The organism is Paenibacillus glycanilyticus, assembly GCF_023715145.1.
Taxonomy (GTDB): Bacteria; Bacillota; Bacilli; order Paenibacillales; family Paenibacillaceae; genus Pristimantibacillus; species Pristimantibacillus glycanilyticus_A.
Map to the genome: position 1 here is coordinate 235,016 of NZ_JAMBNP010000008.1, position 18,257 is coordinate 253,272.

An 18,257-nucleotide genomic window follows, 5' to 3' on the forward strand; every position below is an offset into this window, starting at 1 on the left:
CCTTGAACCGCGGTCGTCCCTCTTCGACATACATCGACAGAAGTTTTGACACTATTTTAACATTTAAATTGCAGGTTTGTCTTCACGTTTTCGCCGCGTGCTGTCTTTCCCGCTTTCTCTTCATCCGTAGTTCATAACGTTCCGGAGCCGTTGCATACATATGGATTTCTTCGTTTGTCTCCGGGTATACCTTCGGCACCTTCGTTGGCCGGCCTTGATCGTTTAAGGCCACGAAGGTGAAAAAGGCCGTCACCGTTGTCGTGCGCTGAGCCGTATACAGATTCTCGGATTGAACGGTGACACAGACTTCCATCGAGCTGTCATGCGTCCAGGTAACGTAAGCTTCTACCTCAATCACTTCCCCGACCTTGATCGGAGCTACGAAATCGAGGCTGTCCGTAGACGCTGTTACCACCTGCATCCGGGCATGCCGCATCGCCGCTATAGCAGCCGCCTTGTCCATATACTCCATGACCTTGCCGCCAAACATCGTCTCGTGATGATTCGTATCCAGCGGAAAAATGATCTGCGTCATTACCGTTCTGGATGCACTAGCCGGCTTCTCCATAAGCTTCGCTCCTTATGCTATGTACGGTTATAATATGCAAAAAGAGGCCCGCATGCAGTTCAAGCTGCGGGACCTCTTTCACTAAATCTCAAATAACAAGATCATTTATTATTTAGCAACAGTGTGGATTGGATGTCCAAGCGCTACTTCAGCAGCATCAAGAACGATCTCGCCCAGCGTTGGATGCGCATGGATCGTCAGAGCGATATCTTCGAGGGTAGCGCCCATCTCGATTGCCAGAGCAAGCTCAGCAATCATGTTGGATGCTTCAACACCGATGATTTGTGCGCCCAGAACAAGACCAGTGTCAGCATCGGAAACGAGTTTCACGAAGCCTTCATTGGCGTTAAGCGACATTGCACGGCCGTTGATGGCAAACGGGAATTTGCCCACTTTTGTTTTGTAGCCTTTGTCTTTTGCTTCTTTCTCGGAAAGACCAACTGCTGCGCATTCCGGATCGGAGAAGCATACTGCAGGCACGCATTTGTAATCGATAACGCTTGGCTGACCGGAGATTGCTTCTGCGGCAATACGGCCTTCGTACATCGCTTTGTGCGCAAGAGCAGGACCAGCGATGATATCGCCGATTGCATAGATATGCGGGTTGCTAGTGCGGCATTGCGCGTCAACTTCAACCAGACCGCGCTCGCCGACTTTAACGCCAGCCAGTTCAAGACCAAGGTCTCCGTCTGTGTTAGGACGACGGCCAACCGTTACAAGCAGGTAATCCGCAGTAACTTTCTCTTCTTTGTCGCCAACTTTGTATGTGAGCGTAACGTCTTTATCGGTTTGCTCAGCGCCTTGAGCCATTGCGCCGGTAACGATATCCACGTTTGTGCCTTTCAGTTTCTTGGCAACGATCGAACCCATATCTTTATCGAAGCCTGGCAGAATAGCGTCGCCGCCTTCGATGATGGTTACTTTTGTTCCGAACTTGGAATACATTTGGCCAAGCTCGATGCCGATGTAGCCGCCGCCGATAACGATGATGCTTTTCGGAATTTCAGGCAGCGACAACGCGCCAGTCGACGACACGATACGGCCGCTGAACGGGAATGCTTTCAGCTCGATCGGACGGGAACCTGTAGCGATGATGCAGTTTTTGAAACGGTAGCGCGGTGCTTCTTGATCGTTGAAGACGCGTGCTTCATTCTCGTTAATGAACATAACTTCGCCGTTAAAGTATTGCACTTTGTTCGCTTTAAGAAGCGATGCAACGCCGCCGGTCAGTTTTTTAACGATGCCGTTTTTGAACTCTTGTACTTTGTTCCATTCAACCTTTACGTCGCCGGCTGTAATGCCGAAAGTCGATGCATGGCTGATGGATTCGTATTGATGCGATGCCGAGATCAGGGCTTTCGAAGGAATACAGCCAACGTTCAAGCAAACGCCGCCTACATTTTCCTTCTCAACAACCAGAACGTTTTGTCCAAGTTGTGCTGCGCGGATTGCCGCAACATAACCGCCAGGACCTGCACCGATGACTAAAGTATCAATATCTAAAGACGGATCTCCTACTACCATTGTAGTTACACCTCCATGATGAATAATTCTGGTTGACCCAGAAGTTGTTTAATGTAGTTCATAAAGTTTTGAGCGGTCGCGCCGTCGATGAGACGGTGGTCGAAGCTCAGCGACAGTGCCATTACAGGTGCTGCCACGATTTCGCCATTGCGAACAACCGGTTTCTCAGAGATACGGCCAGTACCCAGGATCGCAACTTCAGGGAAGTTGATTACCGGAGTGAAGAACATACCGCCAGCGGAACCGATGTTCGAGATTGAAATTGTGCTGCCTTTAAGCTCGGCGGCAGTAAGTTTGCCTTCACGGCCTTTAGCAGCCAGGTCACGGATTTTGTCAGCAACCATGAAAATATTTTTACGGTCAGCGTCTTCGACAACAGGAACGATCAGGCCGTTGTCTGTATCTGTCGCGATACCGATGTTGTAGTACTTTTTGTAGACGATCTCTTGGCTGGCTTCATCCAGAGTAGAGTTCATAATCGGGAATTGACGGCAAGCTGCAACGAGTGCCTTCACGATGAATGGAAGGTAAGTCAGCTTGGAGCCTTTTTTCTCTGCGTATGGTTTGTATTTCGCACGTAGAGCAACCAGTTCAGTAACGTCCACTTCGTCCATGATTGTAACGTGAGGCGCTGTGTATACCGATTTAACCATGGCGTTAGCGATTGCTTTACGGATGCCCTTGAACGGCACGCGCTCTTCCGGACGGTATGCGTCAGTTGCCGCTGCTGCCGGTTTCGCTGCTGGCGCTTCTGCTGCTGCAGGCGCTGCCGCTTCCGTTGCTGGCGCTTCTGCTGCCGCTGGTGCTGCTCCGCCGCCGTTTGTTACATCTTCGCGAGTAATGCGGCCGTTTTTGCCTGTGCCGGAAACCGTCGTCAAGTCAACGCCTTGCTCACGGGCAAATTTACGAACGCTAGGAGTAGCCAAAACCAGGCCGCCCGTTGCTTTTGGAGCTTCTGCCGGTGCAGCAGGTGCTGCCGCTGGAGCCGCTGCAGGTGCAGCCGGCGCTGCTGGAGCAGGAGCTGCCGCCGCCGGAGCTTCGGCTGCCGGAGTATCTTGCTCAGGAATTTCGCCTTCCGCGTCAATGATCGCCACAACTTCGCCAACATGGCATACTTGACCGTCTTTCATGCGAACTTCAGTAACCGTACCGTTTACTGGACAAGGAACTTCAACAACTGCCTTATCGTTCTGTACTTCCATGATGATATCGTCATCCGTTACTTTGTCGCCAACTTTAATGTGCACTTTTACGATTTCGCCTTCGTGCAAGCCTTCGCCAAGCTCCGGAAATTTGTATTCAAATTTCGCCACTGTAGTATCCTCCTTAAAAGAATTAGCGCTTACTTTGCGGTAATTCTTACCTCGTAAGCTTATGCTTAAAGAATTAGCGCTTACTTTGCGGTAATTCTTGCCTCGTAAGCTTATGCTTAAAGAATTAGCGCTTACTTTGCGGTAATTCTTATCTCGTAAGCATAAGCATGTGCTTAAGAATTACCGCATTCTTTGCGTAGTACCGCCCAAATGACGGCTTTGCCCGCTATTAAGCGGGCAATTTATTTCTACCATCTACGTGGATGAAATACTTTTAGAAGTTCAAAACTTTGTTAACCGCATCAACGATACGAGCTGGTGTCGGCAGCCAAGTATCTTCGATTTGCGCGAACGGATATACCGTATCCGGACCAGCAACGCGAAGGACTGGTGCTTCCAGGTGGAGAATCGCTTTTTCGTTGATTTGAGCAATAACTTCAGCAGCTACACCGGAAGTTTTTTGCGCTTCTTGAACAACGATTGCGCGGTTTGTTTTCTTGATTGAAGCAACGATCGTGTCGATATCGAGCGGCACCAGGGAGCGCAGATCGATAACTTCGGCTTTAATGCCGTTTTTCTCAAGCTCGTCCGCTGCTTTCACAGCTGTGTGAACCATCATGCCGTAAGCAATGATCGTTACGTCCGAACCTTCGCGAACAACATTAGCTTTGCCAATCTCTACGGTGTACTCGCCTTCCGGCACATCTGCGCGGAATGCACGGTACAAGTTCAGATGCTCCATGAAGAATACCGGATCGTTATCGCGGATTGCGGAAATCATCAAACCTTTTGCATCATAAGGATTGGATGGAATAACAACTTTAATACCTGGCGTTTGAATGGCAAGACCTTCCAGGGAGTCCGTGTGAAGCTCTGCAGCCTTAACGCCGCCGCCAAATGGCGTACGGAATACGATTGGCGAGTTGTAACGGCCGCCGGAACGGTAACGCATACGCGCCGCTTGGATGAACATTTGGTCCATTGCTTCAAAGATGAAGCCAACGAACTGAATTTCGGCGATTGGACGGAAGCCTTGAATACCCATACCAACAGCCAGACCGCCGATTGCGGACTCGGCAAGAGGCGTATCGAATACGCGCTCCTCGCCGAATTCTTCTTGCAAACCTTCTGTTACGCGGAATACACCGCCAACTTTACCAACGTCCTCACCGAAGATAAGTACGTTCTCATCACGTTTAAGCTCCACACGCATAGCGTCGCGGATTGCTTCCAACATATTCATTTGAGCCATGATCGTCAGATCCTCCTTCATTTTTGCTCGTGCAAAATCCCATCGTCAGGCAAGGGTTTTATTGAAAATCAGCCTTTTGCTCTTCCAGGTGCTGAGGCGTTGTTTCGAACATGGAATCAATCAAGCCGCCAACCGTCATTTTCTCAGTTGCCTCCGCTTTCTTGATGTTCTCGTTAACAGCCGCTTTCGCTTCCTCTTTCACACGGTTCGTATCTTCTTCCGTCCAGAGGCCTTTCTTCTCCAGGAACTTGCCGAAACGAATAAGAGGATCTTTAAGGCCCCATTCCGCTTCTTCATCTTTCGTACGGTATTTCGTCGCGTCGTCAGACAACGAGTGCGGACGGAAACGGTAAGTCAACATCTCGATCAGCGTTGCGCCTTCACCGTTGCGGCCGCGTTCAGCAGCTTCGGATACCGCTTTGATAACGGCAAGAACGTCCATGCCGTCAATTTGAATGCCTTTAATGCCGGCAGCAACCGATTTATGAGCAACCGACAGAGCAGCCGTTTGCTTCTCGTAAGGAGTCGTGATGGCATAACGGTTGTTTTGCACAACATAAATAACTGGAAGCTTGAATGCGCCAGCGAAGTTCATAGATTCGTAGAAATCGCCTTCGGAGGAACCGCCGTCACCCGTATAAGTGATAGCAACGCGTTTCTCGCCGCGTTTCTTGAATGCCATTGCAACGCCAGCCGCGTGAAGCACTTGTGCGCCGATAATGATTTGCGGCATAAGCACATGCACGTCAGCAGGAATTTGGCCGCCATGTTGATGGCCGCGGGAATACAGGAAAGCTTGGTACAGAGGCAGACCATGCCATACAAGTTGCGGCATATCGCGATAGCCAGGGCAAATGAAATCATCTTTATTAAGCGCGTATTCGCTGCCTACCATCGAAGCTTCTTGTCCGGATACCGGAGCGTAGAAGCCAAGGCGGCCTTGACGGCCAAGGTTTACAGCGCGCTCATCCCAAGTACGGGTGAATACCATACGGTACATTAATTCTTTCAATTGGTCGTCAGTCAGGTCCGGCATATATTCCGGGTTAACCACGTCGCCGTCGAGCGACAACACGGATAATGGTTTTACAGGTTCCGTTTGAACTTCATATGGCAGTTTGTTAAGCACTTTGCTCATTTTGAACGCTCACCTCGATCATTAATATTTGAAAATCGGAGCTCTCTGTTATAGAATCATAATACACCTGTTTACCGAATATGGTCAAAGAAAAAAACAAAAAAACCGTTGTTTTTTCGCTAATCTGGCCGATTTTACTGATGAATTGTATGTGTAACAGATTTGTTTTTTCTGTATAACAGCATAATACACTCAGGGCTCAAAACCAGATGCAGACTTGCGAACAGGCAGATTCACATTACCTTACTATTGTTTACCCACATGCCAACCATTCCATTCAGGGGGATTCACATATGACTGATGAACGTTATTTGAAGCGTACGGTAGTAAAAGAAATTGTAAAAAGCAGCTGTTTGCCTGAAGGCGAACGCAGCCTTCGCGTCTATTTGCCGCCGGGCTACAATGAGGTGCTTAGCTATCCCGTCGTATACTGCCAGGACGGCGAAGACTTCTTTAATTTCGGGCGAATCGCCACAACCGCGAACCGTCTGATTCTGGATGAAGGCATTGAGCCGTTTATCATTGTTGGCGTAGATGTCGACAAAACGTACAGAACGGCGGAGTATTCGCCTGACGGTAATCGTCATGAGGCTTATGTACGTTTCTTTGGTCAGGAGCTTGTCCCTTTCATAGAAGGCAAATATCCGGTTCGTACGGCTCCGGAGCAGCGTCTGCTCGCTGGCGACTCCTTGGGAGGAACGATCTCTTTCCACCTCGCTTTGACGTATCCCGAGCTGTTCACGCGCATTTTGTCGCTGTCCGGTGCTTATTATGACCGTTCTCGTGAAATTATGGAAGCTCAAAAGGACCTATCTTGGTTAGAAATCTATATGATAGCGGGCTTTCAAGAGACGGCTTACGATACCGGCCACGGCGTGTACGATTTCCTCGACATTAACAGGACAGCACGCTCCCTTCTGGAAGCAAGAGGCGCAAAGGTTACCTATGCCGAAAAAGACGGCGGACATCAATGGGGCTTCTGGCAGCAGGAGCTGCCTGAAGGTCTGATGCACTTTATCGAAGTGGAATAAGCGGCGTTCAACAAAAAAGGCCTTCCCGTTTGTCATCCGACAAGGGAAGGCCTTTTTCTTATTTTAGATCGTTAACGATCTGATCCAGGAGCCTTTCGCAGCCTTCCGTAACCAGCTCGTACACATAATCAAAGTTGCCGGTGTAATACGGATCCGGCACGTCGTTGTCAGCCAAATGCGGCAGCATGTCCATAAATTTGAAAATTCTCGCCGAATGGGAAGCCTCGCCGATAATGCGGCGGACATCGGCTTCATTCTTCGTGTCCATGCAGATGATATAATCGAAAGCCTGATCATCAGCCGTAAACTGTCTAGCCTTCATGCCGGCATACGAGATGCCGTGAAGCTCCAGCTGCTTGCGGGTTCCTTCATGCGGAGGTTTCCCGATATGCCAATCCCCCGTTCCCGCTGAATCAATCTCGATGGCTTCCGACAGCCCCCTCTTCTCCACCAGCGCGCGGAATACGGCCTCCGCCATTGGCGAGCGGCAGATGTTGCCCAAGCAAACAAACAGTACGCGTGCATTATTCATAGGATGCCACCTTCCTTCTGTTTAAGCGATCTGCGAGGCAGTCTCCACTTATAATAAACCGACAGCATGCGGAACACGATAATAACAACAAACAGAATCGATAGCTCCAGCGTTGTATGGAACCAGCCTTCACCTACTGCAAGGCCTGCGAGCATCGCCCATACCGCGTAGATCTCATCCTTTAGCACAAGCGGCTTCCGTCCCGCCAGAACATCGCGGATAATCCCGCCGCCAATCCCGGTAAGCATGGCCGCTACAAGCACGGCGCTGATCGGATGATTCATCTCCGTAGCGTATAGCGCGCCTTGAATGGCGAATGCCGACAAACCGATCGCATCAAAGAATGCTTCGCTTTTTTTCCATTTGTTAATCCAGGATACAGGCAGCAAGAATGCGATCGTCATGGCCACAACCGCAATTTCAAGCAGGCTGCCCTGGTTCCATAACGTCGTAACCGGCCGGCCAATCAGCAGATTTCGTATGACCCCGCCCCCGAACGCGGTCACAAGCCCCAGCACGAATACGCCAAGAATATCGTATTCTTCCTCCATAGCCACGATCGCGCCGCTGACTGCAAAAGCAACCGTGCCGATAATACTGAAAACGCCAAAGATGTCCAACTCCAAACTCCTCCGCTTCCATGATAACCGTCCATTCGCGTAAGCCCCGCCACTCCTGTCGGTATGTCCTTCATCATTTTAGCCGCGGATACCTTGTTTGACAATTGCTACTTTTACCTCTTCTTCATTCTTTTTTCTCTAAAACCTAGTTTTATAACACGCATTCGCATTATACTGGCTTCAACAATATGCACGGCGAAAGGAAAAGTGATCATGAACAACCGGATTATTATCTGCACAGGCGGGCGCTTGGGGGACTGGGTGCGTTCTTATATCGAACCAGGGGATCTGCTCATTGGAGCGGACCGCGGCGCGCTATTCCTTGTACAGCACGGCTTTACGCCGGATCTCGCGCTAGGCGACTTCGATTCCGTTACACCCGGGCAATTGGAGCTGATCCGGTCCGCTAGCCGGGAGACGATCACCTATGATCCGATAGACAAGGACTATACGGATACGGAGCTTGCCTTCCGATATGCTTTGGAGCAATCTCCTTCCGCGATCAGAATGCTTGGCGCATTGGGAACCCGGTTCGACCATTCGCTTGCCAACGTCCATCTGCTGAAGCTCGCGCTGGAGCAGGGCATTCCCGCTTCGATTACCGATGAGCATAATACGATATCCCTCGCAGAGGAAGGAACAACTCGTCTGCAGCAAAGCGAGTACAGCCATGTTTCGCTCCTTCCGTTGTCCGAAGAGGTTACCGGCATCACGCTTCGCGGATTTGCATATCCGCTTCATGAAGCAACCCTGCGGATCGGCCAGTCCCTTGGAATAAGCAATATTCTCACTGATCCTGTCGGCACCTTGACCGTCCGCACGGGTACGCTAATCGTTATCCAGAGTAAAGATTAACGGGCTTAATCTCCGGCCATATCCGGCTTCGTCTCGATTGTTAAGCCCTCTACATATTTGCGGCTCATCAGCTTCCGCTTCTTTCGGTTTTCCTTCGAGTCAAACACGATATCCATATCATAGTCTGCGCCGGGGTACAGCTTTTCCTTGCTGATATACGGCTTAATTCGTTTACGATTGAAGGACATCTTCTTCCCCTGGACCTGAACGATCACCTCTCCCCGCTCATCCGCCGGCTGAAATACGACACCGGCACGTTTCAGCGGATAGATCCATACGGCATCTCCCTTGATATATTCAGGTACAGGTGGTTTTTCCGTAGGTTTTTCCTCTGCGGCAAGCTTCTCGGATTTTTCCGGCCTCTTGTCACGAACGACGGCCACTGCTTCGTTCTCTGATGGTTCCAGCCGGATCTCCACTCTGCCCTCCGCTAGCTTTTCCGCCCGCTGCATCACATGCTCCGGCAGCCCGAATCGTCTAGCAATAGCAAAGGCATGGCTCTCTCCCGCTTCTCCTATCTCCAGCCGATAGAGCGGACGCAAGGTTTCGGAATCAAAGGCCATCCTGGCATTCATGCAGCCGGGCGTCCTTGAGGCAAAGTTTTTAATCTCGTTAAAATGCGTAGTCGCCGCGGTTAACGCTCTGCGTCCCAGCAATTCTTCAAGCACCGCTATGGACAAGGCGATCCCTTCTCCGGGATCCGTCCCCGCCGCCAATTCGTCGAGCAGAATAATTGTACGCTCATCGGCGGCATGCAGCATCTCTCTCAAGACAGAAATATGGGAAGAGAAAGTGCTGAGCGACTGCTCCAGGCTTTGCCCGTCTCCCACATCGGCCATGATGTGGCGGAAAACGCCAAACCGGCTGTCCGGCGAGGCCGGCACGAGCAGTCCGGATTGAACAAGCAGCGCAAGCAGTCCGATGGTCTTCAAGGCTACGGTTTTGCCGCCAGTGTTAGGTCCCGTGATGATAAGCTGCTTCCACTTCTTGCCAAGCTCGACGTTAATCGGTTCCGCATGCCCGCCGAGCAGCGGATGACGGGCTTCAACCAGCTTAATCATCGGCTCGTCAATAAGCGTTACCGGCTTGCCGTCGTATGACAGCGACAGCTTGCCCCTCGCCAGCATGAAATCAAACGACGCCATGGCCTCCCGGTTCAAAAGCAGTTCCAACTTATATCGCTCAGCCTCATCCGACAGTCTGGATAAAATAATCGTCCGCTCCCGCTCTTCTTCGGCAGACCATTCCTGCCATTCCTGCTGCAGCTCCGCTACATCAATCGGTTCAACAAACAAGGTCTGGCCGCTCGCCGACTCATCCCATACCGTTCCGGGAACCAGCTTCCGGTGCTCCCGTTTGACCGAAATGACAGAACGCCCCCTGCGCTTGCTAATAATCGGATCCTGCAAGGCAGACTTGTATTTGGACAGCGAGGCTTCCAGCTTCTTGTGAATTCTGTCCTCAACGACGATAAGATGGCGGCGGATCGTTCCTAGATCGGGGCTGGCCTGATCCGTAAGCCGTCCGTACCGGATGCACCGATCCAGCTCTTGTCTTAGATTCGGACAATCATTCATTGAATCTGCGTAGGAAGCAATCGTTGGCGCAATCATCCGTTTGTTGTCCATATACCGCTTCATTTGGGCAATGGATACAAGCCAGGCCAGAAGCTGGTCAAGTTCCGTTTCCGTGTAGATGCGCCCTTTGCCGAGCAATGCCAGGAACGGATCAATCCCCTCCATGGCCGATAACGGCACGCTTGCGCCGCTCGCAAGCAAGGCCGCTGCCTCTTCTGTCTCATACAGCCATGCTCTGATTTGATTCCGGTTTGTGCTGGGCATGTGACGCTCAGCCAGCATGCGGCCTGCCGGGGATACCGTATAACCGATCATTTTATCTTTCAATTTGTCATATTCCAGTCTTTGAAATACCGCTTCGTTCATGTTTAGATGCTCCTTTAGCCGTTTTTGGGTATAAAAAAACAGGAACAGAACGCAGAAGCGTTCCGTTCCTGTAAGGGTTCGACATAGACCAATCCCTATATATGCTCATCAGCGCGCAAAAAAACCGTGCTGCAAGAGCACGGTGATTGGCCGCTGCCGAATAGCATTCAGGCGGAAATCCTCATGTCCTTAACTCATGGCATCGGTTCTTGTCTCGAGACGTCGCAATAGAAGCATGCGGTTAGATGCAAAATTGACATCCGCAAGCCTTTCGAACTCGTCTAACAAGACCGATTTATCCAATTAGGAGTTAAGAACACCAGCAAACATTAAAATTTCCCCTTCCGAAATGAAGCAAAATGCTATTAAATAGCTAAATCCGTTAGCTATACACACAATGTACGCTAACGGATTACCTTTTGTCAATCTATATACCCACAGAAACTTCCATGCCCGTGAGCGCGAATGCAGCATGGGCTGGAAGCGGATATGTTTTTCTAAGATCGATATCATGCGACAAATGAGTAAACATCGTCCTCTTTGGCTTCCAGACGGGAAGCCGTTCAAGAGCTTCTGTCACATCGTACACGGAGCGTGACTCATATACAAAGTTCTCCTTGTAGAAGCTTGTGCCGAGCACGAGCAGATCAAGACCGTAAAGAGGCTTCTGCTGTTCTTCCGTAAGTCCGATGGAATCGGAACAATACGCCCATGCAAGGCCCGACCCCCGTTGGTCAAACCGAAAAGCGTAGGCATAACCATTCTTCCCATGATTTACTTTCCAGGCGGACACGTCCCAGCTTCCGAAGGAGCAAGGCTGATCAATCGAAAAAAACGTAATGTTCCTTGCCAGCCAAGGAAAACGCTGAATAATTTCAGTAATCACTTCAGCCGGTGCATACGCTTCACCCTTGACGCCCAGCCAGCGGCAAGCATCTGCCCATTCCGGCAAACCGCCGATATGGTCGAAGTGAGCATGCGTGACCAAGATGCGGTTCACAAACCGCAGTCCTGCCGCTTCCATCTGCTTGCTCCAGTCGGGTCCGCAGTCGATCATCATCGTACCAAAATCTGCCGCATCAAGCTGCACGAGGGATCGGTAGCGGCGGTTCACGCCGCCTGCCCTCGACTCGCTGCATACTTCGCATTCGCAGTAGACGCGAGGCACGCCCATCGCATCCCCTGTTCCGCGGAACGAAATGGTGATCATATTGGCAGCAGCTCGATTTGATCCCGGCTTCTCAGGTCTTCGACCATAGCAAGCCATTGCTGCGGTTTATTCGGAAGCGCGGAATAATACCCTTGAAGGAACTCTACGATGAGGGAAGCCGGAATGGCGGACATCTCCTCGTCAACCGGCAGGAAGCAAAGATTAAGCCCTTCCACCGCTTCTCCGGTATGCTCCCAGGATGGATGAACATACGGGAAGTTAATCATTTTGTAGCCCATATGCGATAAAACTTCACGGCGAACGAAAGGATTCATCGGCGTAACCCCGCCAAATTCATGCTCTCCGCTCTCGTACGGATTATAAATCTCGGCAAACATTCCGATAGGTGCCGTGCCGGATTCCCGTGCCAATCTAGCCAGATCCTTCTCGCGGCCCCGCATCAGGAAGCGGCCGATGCCTTTATTCGGCACGCCGATAATCGTAAAGTCCGTCATGGCGACGCGAAGCTCAGGGTAGTAACGGTATTCCGTCGAGCCAACGACCTCTCCGTTATCTACAGCGACATAGACATGAATGCCCGGATCTTCAAGAGGCTCCTTCCAGAGCTCGTAGGCCAATACCTCTTCAGGCGGGAAGATTCGTTTGAGCAGCGCATGAAGCGATGCGAAATAAGGATCGTTGATGGATGTAATGCGGTGGTATTGCATGATTATTCTCCTCTCTATAGATAGCCTTGGGCTACACTATGAGAAAGCTTGGGGCTTCGGCCGCTGTTGTTTTTAAATTTCTTGAATTGACTGTTCGTTATGTTGAAATTAAAAAACAAAGGCGGACGCTCCCGCTCCGAAAGCTCCAAGCTTTCTCTCCGTGCCTGTACGGGCTAGTAAATTTTCGAAGTCGAAAGATGAATAGCATTAACTTAAAGAAACGGATTGCGCCATTCCATTAACGCAGCGTAGTTGCAGGATTCTTCGTCATCCAGATAGTCTGCTGCAATACCGACCGGTGTTCGGCCGCAGCGAAGAAGGAATGTGATGACGGGATCTTTGTAAATCCCCTTCATTACTTTGTCGAGGTACTGCTCCGGCGTCTCAGCTGCTGCGTACTGGTGGTAGCCCGGCATTCTGCCGGCTCCGAGCAGACGCTTAAGGTTCAGGTGTACGACTGTTTCATACATGGACTGAAGCAGCCATTTGCCTATGCCTGCTTTGCGGTAAGCCGGAACGACGCAAATATCCGCCACGTACAAGGTATCCCCGCCGGGATTATGGTTGCGGATATACCCGCTGTCCGTAATCTGCTCCCAGCTGTGCGCTTCATGATACTGATTCATATCTACGATAAGACCGGTCATAGAGCCGATCACCCTGCCGCCAATCTCACAGCATAGCGCTCCTTCCGGAAAACGGGAAATATGCTCGGTCAGCTGCTCCTCATTCCACCAGAGCTCCTCCGGATACGGAGGCGGGAAGCATTCGCTCTGCACGGCGATCAAACCTTCAAAATCTTGCGAAGTATAAGTTCGAATAATAGCTTCAGTCGGAACTCCGTTATGAATGACGTACAATTGCTTGCGCATACCGCGCCCCCCCTTCCTTTGCGAGGCCTTAAGCCCAGTCCGTATACAGATCTGTCCGGCGGTCTCTCCAGGTCGTCACAGAGCCCGCTGCGCGGACATCCTCCAGCAGCTTCAGATCAAGATCCGCCACAATCAGCATGTCGTCATTGATAACGCCTTCGCTTAAGATCCCAGCTGGAGGGAACGGAATATCATTAGGCGTAATAACAGCCGCCTGGCCGTAATTTGCGCGCATGAAGTCAACCTTGCGCAGTGCCCCAACCGTGCCTGTCGTTACGATATATACCTGATTTTCTACCGCTCTGGCATGACAGCAGTAGCGTACCCGGTAGAAGCCGTGACGGTCATCCGTGCAAGACGGGCAAAAAATCACGTCTGCGCCCTTGGCGCGAGCCATCCGGACAATCTCCGGAAACTCTATGTCATAGCAGGTCAGCATGGCAATGGTGCCAAACGGAGTTTCGAACACCTGCAGGCCGTCACCGGGAGACATGTTCCATTCGCTGACTTCCGTTGGAGTCAGATGGATTTTGGCTTGACGGTCAATCTTCCCGCCCGGATGGAACAAATGAGCCGTATTCTGGCGCTTGCCGCCTCCGGCATCAACGACATGGGTACCGCCTACAATATATACGCCGTATTCCGCTGCAAGCGAACGGAACAAGCTTTCGTACTGCTCCGTAAATTCAGGCAAACGGTCAATTGGCAGTGCCTTGCCCATGTCGTCGCCGATAGACAACAGCTGCGTCGTCAGAAACTCCGGGAACAGAACAAATTGCGTTCCGTACTCGGATGCATTACGCACATAGTGCGTTACTTGTGCCGAAAAATCATCAAACGTCTGGATATCTTCCAGCTTATATTGCACAGAGGCAACCCGGTATTTCAACTAGCCTCTCCCCTTTGCTCCATTACTTTCTTTGTTTGAACTGAATCGAGATTGTTGTGCCGAGATCAGGCAGACTGAATACATCAATCTTGCCTTCATGCAGATCAACAATACGCTTCGCGATAGACAGACCAAGTCCTACCCCGCCTGTCGCGCGGCTTCTGGCTCCGTCAACGCGGTAGAAGCGCTCGAACATATGCGGAATCTCGTTCTCCGGGATACCGATCCCTTTGTCCTTCACTTCGATCTTTACGATATTCTTCGACAGACTGACCGAAACATCAATCGGATCCTTGCTGTATTTAATCGCATTGTCCAGCAAGATGACCAATAGCTGCCGAATCTTATCCTTATCCCCCAGCATTCGAACAGAACGCGACAAGGCTTTTACCCGTATCGGACGCTGGAAGGTCGTCTGAAGCATAAGCGCCAGTTCTTCTACGACCAGCACCACGTCAAACATCTCCTGATTGAGCCAATCCTCCTGCTCGGCTTCCGCCAGCATCAGCATCGACTTCGTCAGGTTCTGCAGCCGGTTGGCTTCTTTGTCAATCGCTTCAATCGCCTCATCCCGGATGCTCGCATCATCGCGCCCCCAGCGCTTCAGCATACCTGCATAGCTGCTGATGACGGTAAGAGGCGTCTTCAGCTCATGGGAAGCATCGGCTACGAATTGCTTTTGTCTGGCAAACGTCCGGTCAAGCCGGTCAATCATCTGGTTAAACGCGCGAACCAGCTGCTGCAGCTCTGCCGATTCCTCATGGCTGGAAAGCTCGATCTTGCGCAGCTTCCCGCTCCTGTCGATCTCGCGCATCGTATTAATCATCTGCTGCATCGGCGAGGTCAGACGCGAAGTGAACCAGTACGTTCCGAAGATCGCGAACAAAATGGCACCCGCGCTCGTCACCGATAAGGCAGCGACCAGAATCTGCAGATAATCGTCCAGTTCATTCAATACGCGGTTAATTTCGAGCATAGCTACGACATTAGGCCCGTCATAAATCGGCACACGCATATACATAATGCGCTCGTTGCCTTTTTTAATCATCCCCGTATCGTGATGGCCCTGAAAATTTGCGGGCAGATTGAGTAAAATGGGATCCGAACCTGTGATATTGACGATTTTGTTATCCGGCCTAATAATTCGTATCATTTCATTCACATTGTAATACTCACTAAGCAGATCGGGATCATAGATCCCTTTACCGTCCTGTATTAACGGATTTTCCAGCATGAGATTCACTTTATTCCCGATCACGCGCTCTTCGCTTTCCGTCGTAATCTTGATGACGTAAAAATAAACAAAGATATTAAACAGAATAAGAATAAAGATCAGCCAGAAAATCGTAAAAAGCGTGAATCGTTTGCGAAGCGTCATGCGTCAGGCTCCTTTATCATATAGCCGACGCCCCTGACGGTATGAATCAGCTTATGACGGTAGCCCTTGTCCAGCTTTTGACGCAAGTATCGGATATAGACGTCTACCAGGTTCGTTTCCCCGATAAAATCATATCCCCATACTTCCGATAAAATATCTTCCCGCGACTTCTCTTCGTTCTTGTTCTCGACGAGATAGACGAGAAGTTCAAATTCGCGCGGCGTCAGCTCGATGACGATATCCTTGCGGTAAACCTTGCGCGTACGCAGCTCAATCGTCAAGTCCCCAACCTTAATCAGGTCGGAGCCCTCGGATTCCTTCGGATACTGCTGGAATATGCGCAAAATGTTACGGACGCGGGCAAGCAGCTCTTCCATTGCAAAAGGCTTCGTAATATAATCATTCGCCCCATGCTCAAACCCGCTGACCTTATCCGGCACCGTATCCCTGGCCGTCAGCAAAATAACGGGAACAGGGTTGCCTGCCTGCCGCAAACGCCGGAGCACTTCAATCCCGTTTAATTCGGGGAGCATCACGTCAAGCAGAACCAGCTCCCATTCTCCTGTGGATGCCATCTCATATCCTGTACGTCCGTCGGCTGCTGTACCGACCGTATATCCTTCATGCTCTAATTCGAGCTGCAAAATGCGGGAAATGCCCGCCTCGTCTTCTACTACTAGCACTCGTTCGTTCATATTAGGATGTTCACCTGCTTCCAATTATGCTTATGGACTCGTATTCATCATAAAGAAGGTTTATTTTAATTGCAAGCAAGCTCAGCGTCTAAAGCTGACATGAGAGGCGTTCCTCCGCGATGCCCGCGCGATATATTCGATGAGAGGCCGAAAAGCCTTCTCGAGCGGTTTTCCCAGACTTTTCACGTCCGTTGCCCACTTCCCCTTCCATATCGCATCCAGCCAGTCGGCAGCCGGAAGCTGCGGAATAGCGGCAACCGGGGATTCGGGAAGCATTCTGATCCACTCACTCCGGCCAAGGAACTTCATATCCTTATTGGCCACCCATAGCAGAGATCGGCCTGCAGAAATAAGCTTCCTGCTCAATTGCCCAAATTCCAGCAGCTGTTCAGCTCTCCACCTTGAGGGAAAGGGATCTGCCACAACTAGCACGATATCCGATTGGAGAAGCCAATCCTGTCGGTGGCCCGCCGCTCCCGATAAATCCGTTATGGCAACGGCAGGCTGCCTGGCCCTTAGGCGAAGCTGCAGCTTGTCCAGCTCGTCTCTCTGATCCTGGAGTACCGGATGCTGCTGGGCATGCCACCATACCCCTTGCTCGCTCCAGCTATAATACCTGTCTTCCAGCTGATTTCGTCCATTCATATTGCTTCGCAACAAAGACGCCCATTCAGGCCGTTCGGATGGAAATTCCGCTGCTGCACACGATATTCCTTGGGCTGCAAGCAGCTTAGCGAGCGTGATGGACACAAATGTCGCCCCAGCGCCTGGCGATAGGGGAACGACGGCTATTTTTATGGTCTGGCCGGCTTGCCCGCCGCCTCCTCCTGGAGAAAATGGCGAAGTTTTCTCAGTTACTAAACCTGCGAAAGCCTGCAGCTCCCGTTCCACGTCGACCATTGCTAAATACCGGTCCTCAACTCGCGGCTGTACCATTCTCCATAGCATATCCGCAAAACGGTTCGGTACATCGGCTTGGAGCTGGCGGGTAAAATGGCTGCTCCTATTCATTTCAGCTTGGTTCAGATAGCTTCCCTCGCTTAGCAAGTAATAGAGCATCGCACCAAATCCGTAAATGTCCGTCCTTGCCTCGCTTCGTCCCAAATGCTGCTCAGGAGCGGCAAAACCAGGCGTTCCCAGCTTCATGGTGGTCTGGGTCTGCATGGCGGTTCTCGATTTGGCAATGCCGAAATCGATCAGCCGGACATGCCCGTTATCTTCCACCATAATATTGGACGGCTTAAGGTCCCGATGAATAATCGGCGGTGACTGGCCGTGCAAGTAGACGAGCGCCGAGCACACGGGAATGGCTAGTCGCAGCACTTCACGGAAGGTAAACTTCCTCTCTTGCCGGTAAAACAGTTCACCTACCGTTAAACCATGTATATAGTCCATTACGATTGCTTCGGTACCCTGACCGGTTAAGGGAAAGCTGTCTATTATATGAGGCAGATTCGGATGGCTGAGGCGCATAAGCATTCGTACTTCCTCCGAGGCTCGGTCCGAATCCGTCACTTTAATCGCGCGCAGCTTTCCCTGGAGCTTCAGATCCTCGGCTGCGTATACATCTCCCATTCCGCCGCTGCCAAGCTTCTCCACAATCGTGTACCTCTCACCAATTATCATGCCGGATTCCAGGTTGAACAGCTTTCCTTCTTGCATCATTAGAACCTCCTCCTTGTCCCTTCGCATTGCATTAAAAAATCCCGGCTTGAAGCAGAAATCCGTATGGATTTCCGATCAAACCGGGATGCTTTCCCGATGCTATT

17 protein-coding genes are annotated in these 18,257 nt (G+C 51.0%); 2 read left to right on the forward strand and 15 right to left on the reverse strand.

From position 1 onward, the window contains the following. Positions 1-82 precede the first annotated feature (82 nt). From M3194_RS21700 to pdhA, 5 genes are all read right to left on the reverse strand, one after another. Positions 83-568, reverse strand: a complete 486-nt coding sequence (locus M3194_RS21700) for an acyl-CoA thioesterase (RefSeq protein ID WP_251656173.1) — start codon at positions 566-568, stop codon at positions 83-85. A gap of 108 nt (positions 569-676) precedes the next feature. Further along, entirely contained in the window at positions 677-2,092 is a 1,416-nt protein-coding gene (gene lpdA / locus M3194_RS21705) for a dihydrolipoyl dehydrogenase (protein ID WP_251656174.1), read from the reverse strand. Between the two features lie 5 nt (positions 2,093-2,097). Further along, positions 2,098-3,405 carry a dihydrolipoamide acetyltransferase family protein gene (locus M3194_RS21710; protein WP_251656175.1) on the reverse strand — a complete coding sequence of 436 codons (1,308 nt, stop codon included), beginning with the start codon at positions 3,403-3,405 and terminating at the stop codon, positions 2,098-2,100. Positions 3,406-3,679: 274 nt separating this feature from the next. Further along, complete coding sequence (locus tag M3194_RS21715) at positions 3,680-4,657, reverse strand: alpha-ketoacid dehydrogenase subunit beta (RefSeq protein ID WP_251656176.1); 978 nt, start codon at positions 4,655-4,657, stop codon at positions 3,680-3,682. Between the two features lie 58 nt (positions 4,658-4,715). Continuing rightward, on the reverse strand, positions 4,716-5,795 hold the full coding sequence (gene pdhA / locus M3194_RS21720; protein WP_251656177.1) for a pyruvate dehydrogenase (acetyl-transferring) E1 component subunit alpha: 1,080 nt from the start codon (positions 5,793-5,795) through the stop codon (positions 4,716-4,718). A 293-nt stretch (positions 5,796-6,088) separates the two neighbouring features. Between pdhA and M3194_RS21725 the strand changes: the two genes are divergently transcribed. Continuing rightward, entirely contained in the window at positions 6,089-6,826 is a 738-nt protein-coding gene (locus tag M3194_RS21725) for an alpha/beta hydrolase (RefSeq protein WP_251656178.1), read from the forward strand. Positions 6,827-6,884: 58 nt separating this feature from the next. On the opposite strand, the gene M3194_RS21730 is transcribed toward M3194_RS21725, so the two are convergent. Both M3194_RS21730 and M3194_RS21735 read right to left on the reverse strand, forming a co-directional pair. After that, positions 6,885-7,358 carry a low molecular weight protein-tyrosine-phosphatase gene (locus M3194_RS21730; RefSeq protein WP_251656179.1) on the reverse strand — a complete coding sequence of 158 codons (474 nt, stop codon included), beginning with the start codon at positions 7,356-7,358 and terminating at the stop codon, positions 6,885-6,887. After that, a complete protein-coding gene (locus M3194_RS21735; protein ID WP_251656180.1) occupies positions 7,355-7,978 on the reverse strand; it encodes a trimeric intracellular cation channel family protein in 624 nt (207 codons plus the stop codon). Before M3194_RS21735 ends, M3194_RS21730 begins: the two co-directional genes overlap by 4 nt. A 213-nt stretch (positions 7,979-8,191) precedes the next feature. Here M3194_RS21735 and M3194_RS21740 point away from each other — a divergent pair, with 213 nt between their 5' ends. After that, positions 8,192-8,833 (forward strand): thiamine diphosphokinase, encoded by a 642-nt coding sequence (locus M3194_RS21740; RefSeq protein ID WP_251656181.1) that lies wholly within the window; start codon positions 8,192-8,194, stop codon positions 8,831-8,833. A gap of 5 nt (positions 8,834-8,838) precedes the next feature. On the opposite strand, the gene M3194_RS21745 is transcribed toward M3194_RS21740, so the two are convergent. The 8 genes from M3194_RS21745 to M3194_RS21780 form a co-directional block, all read right to left on the reverse strand. Continuing rightward, positions 8,839-10,776 carry an endonuclease MutS2 gene (locus tag M3194_RS21745; protein WP_251656182.1) on the reverse strand — a complete coding sequence of 646 codons (1,938 nt, stop codon included), beginning with the start codon at positions 10,774-10,776 and terminating at the stop codon, positions 8,839-8,841. Between the two features lie 427 nt (positions 10,777-11,203). Continuing rightward, complete coding sequence (locus M3194_RS21750; RefSeq protein WP_251656183.1) at positions 11,204-11,986, reverse strand: MBL fold metallo-hydrolase; 783 nt, start codon at positions 11,984-11,986, stop codon at positions 11,204-11,206. Then, positions 11,983-12,654, reverse strand: coding sequence for a GNAT family N-acetyltransferase (locus M3194_RS21755; RefSeq protein WP_251656184.1), 672 nt, complete (start codon positions 12,652-12,654; stop codon positions 11,983-11,985). Before M3194_RS21755 ends, M3194_RS21750 begins: the two co-directional genes overlap by 4 nt. Before the next feature lie 212 nt (positions 12,655-12,866). Then, positions 12,867-13,526 (reverse strand): GNAT family N-acetyltransferase, encoded by a 660-nt coding sequence (locus tag M3194_RS21760; protein WP_251656185.1) that lies wholly within the window; start codon positions 13,524-13,526, stop codon positions 12,867-12,869. 28 nt (positions 13,527-13,554) lie between these two features. After that, positions 13,555-14,415: a carbon-nitrogen hydrolase family protein gene (locus M3194_RS21765; protein ID WP_251656186.1), complete on the reverse strand. Its 861-nt coding sequence runs from the start codon at positions 14,413-14,415 to the stop codon at positions 13,555-13,557. A gap of 22 nt (positions 14,416-14,437) precedes the next feature. After that, positions 14,438-15,793 (reverse strand): HAMP domain-containing sensor histidine kinase, encoded by a 1,356-nt coding sequence (locus M3194_RS21770; RefSeq protein WP_251656187.1) that lies wholly within the window; start codon positions 15,791-15,793, stop codon positions 14,438-14,440. Beyond that, on the reverse strand, positions 15,790-16,488 hold the full coding sequence (locus M3194_RS21775) for a response regulator transcription factor (protein ID WP_091189218.1): 699 nt from the start codon (positions 16,486-16,488) through the stop codon (positions 15,790-15,792). The genes M3194_RS21770 and M3194_RS21775 overlap by 4 nt, the downstream gene beginning before the upstream one ends. Positions 16,489-16,569: 81 nt before the next feature. Continuing rightward, on the reverse strand, positions 16,570-18,153 hold the full coding sequence (locus M3194_RS21780) for a serine/threonine-protein kinase (protein WP_251656188.1): 1,584 nt from the start codon (positions 18,151-18,153) through the stop codon (positions 16,570-16,572). Positions 18,154-18,257 lie beyond the last annotated feature (104 nt).

Excerpts from the sequence above, each read along its gene's own strand:
- M3194_RS21740 (WP_251656181.1), top strand. The coding sequence starts at position 8,192 with ATGAACAACCGGATTATTATCTGCACAGGCGGGCGCTTGGGGGACTGG.
- M3194_RS21755 (WP_251656184.1), bottom strand. The coding sequence starts at position 12,654 with ATGCAATACCACCGCATTACATCCATCAACGATCCTTATTTCGCATCG.
- M3194_RS21730 (WP_251656179.1), bottom strand. The coding sequence starts at position 7,358 with ATGAATAATGCACGCGTACTGTTTGTTTGCTTGGGCAACATCTGCCGC.
- M3194_RS21725 (WP_251656178.1), top strand. The coding sequence starts at position 6,089 with ATGACTGATGAACGTTATTTGAAGCGTACGGTAGTAAAAGAAATTGTA.
- M3194_RS21750 (WP_251656183.1), bottom strand. The coding sequence starts at position 11,986 with ATGATCACCATTTCGTTCCGCGGAACAGGGGATGCGATGGGCGTGCCT.
- lpdA (WP_251656174.1), bottom strand. The coding sequence starts at position 2,092 with ATGGTAGTAGGAGATCCGTCTTTAGATATTGATACTTTAGTCATCGGT.
- M3194_RS21775 (WP_091189218.1), bottom strand. The coding sequence starts at position 16,488 with ATGAACGAACGAGTGCTAGTAGTAGAAGACGAGGCGGGCATTTCCCGC.
- M3194_RS21770 (WP_251656187.1), bottom strand. The coding sequence starts at position 15,793 with ATGACGCTTCGCAAACGATTCACGCTTTTTACGATTTTCTGGCTGATC.
- pdhA (WP_251656177.1), bottom strand. The coding sequence starts at position 5,795 with ATGAGCAAAGTGCTTAACAAACTGCCATATGAAGTTCAAACGGAACCT.
- M3194_RS21700 (WP_251656173.1), bottom strand. The coding sequence starts at position 568 with ATGGAGAAGCCGGCTAGTGCATCCAGAACGGTAATGACGCAGATCATT.
- M3194_RS21780 (WP_251656188.1), bottom strand. The coding sequence starts at position 18,153 with ATGATGCAAGAAGGAAAGCTGTTCAACCTGGAATCCGGCATGATAATT.
- M3194_RS21745 (WP_251656182.1), bottom strand. The coding sequence starts at position 10,776 with ATGAACGAAGCGGTATTTCAAAGACTGGAATATGACAAATTGAAAGAT.
- M3194_RS21715 (WP_251656176.1), bottom strand. The coding sequence starts at position 4,657 with ATGGCTCAAATGAATATGTTGGAAGCAATCCGCGACGCTATGCGTGTG.
- M3194_RS21760 (WP_251656185.1), bottom strand. The coding sequence starts at position 13,526 with ATGCGCAAGCAATTGTACGTCATTCATAACGGAGTTCCGACTGAAGCT.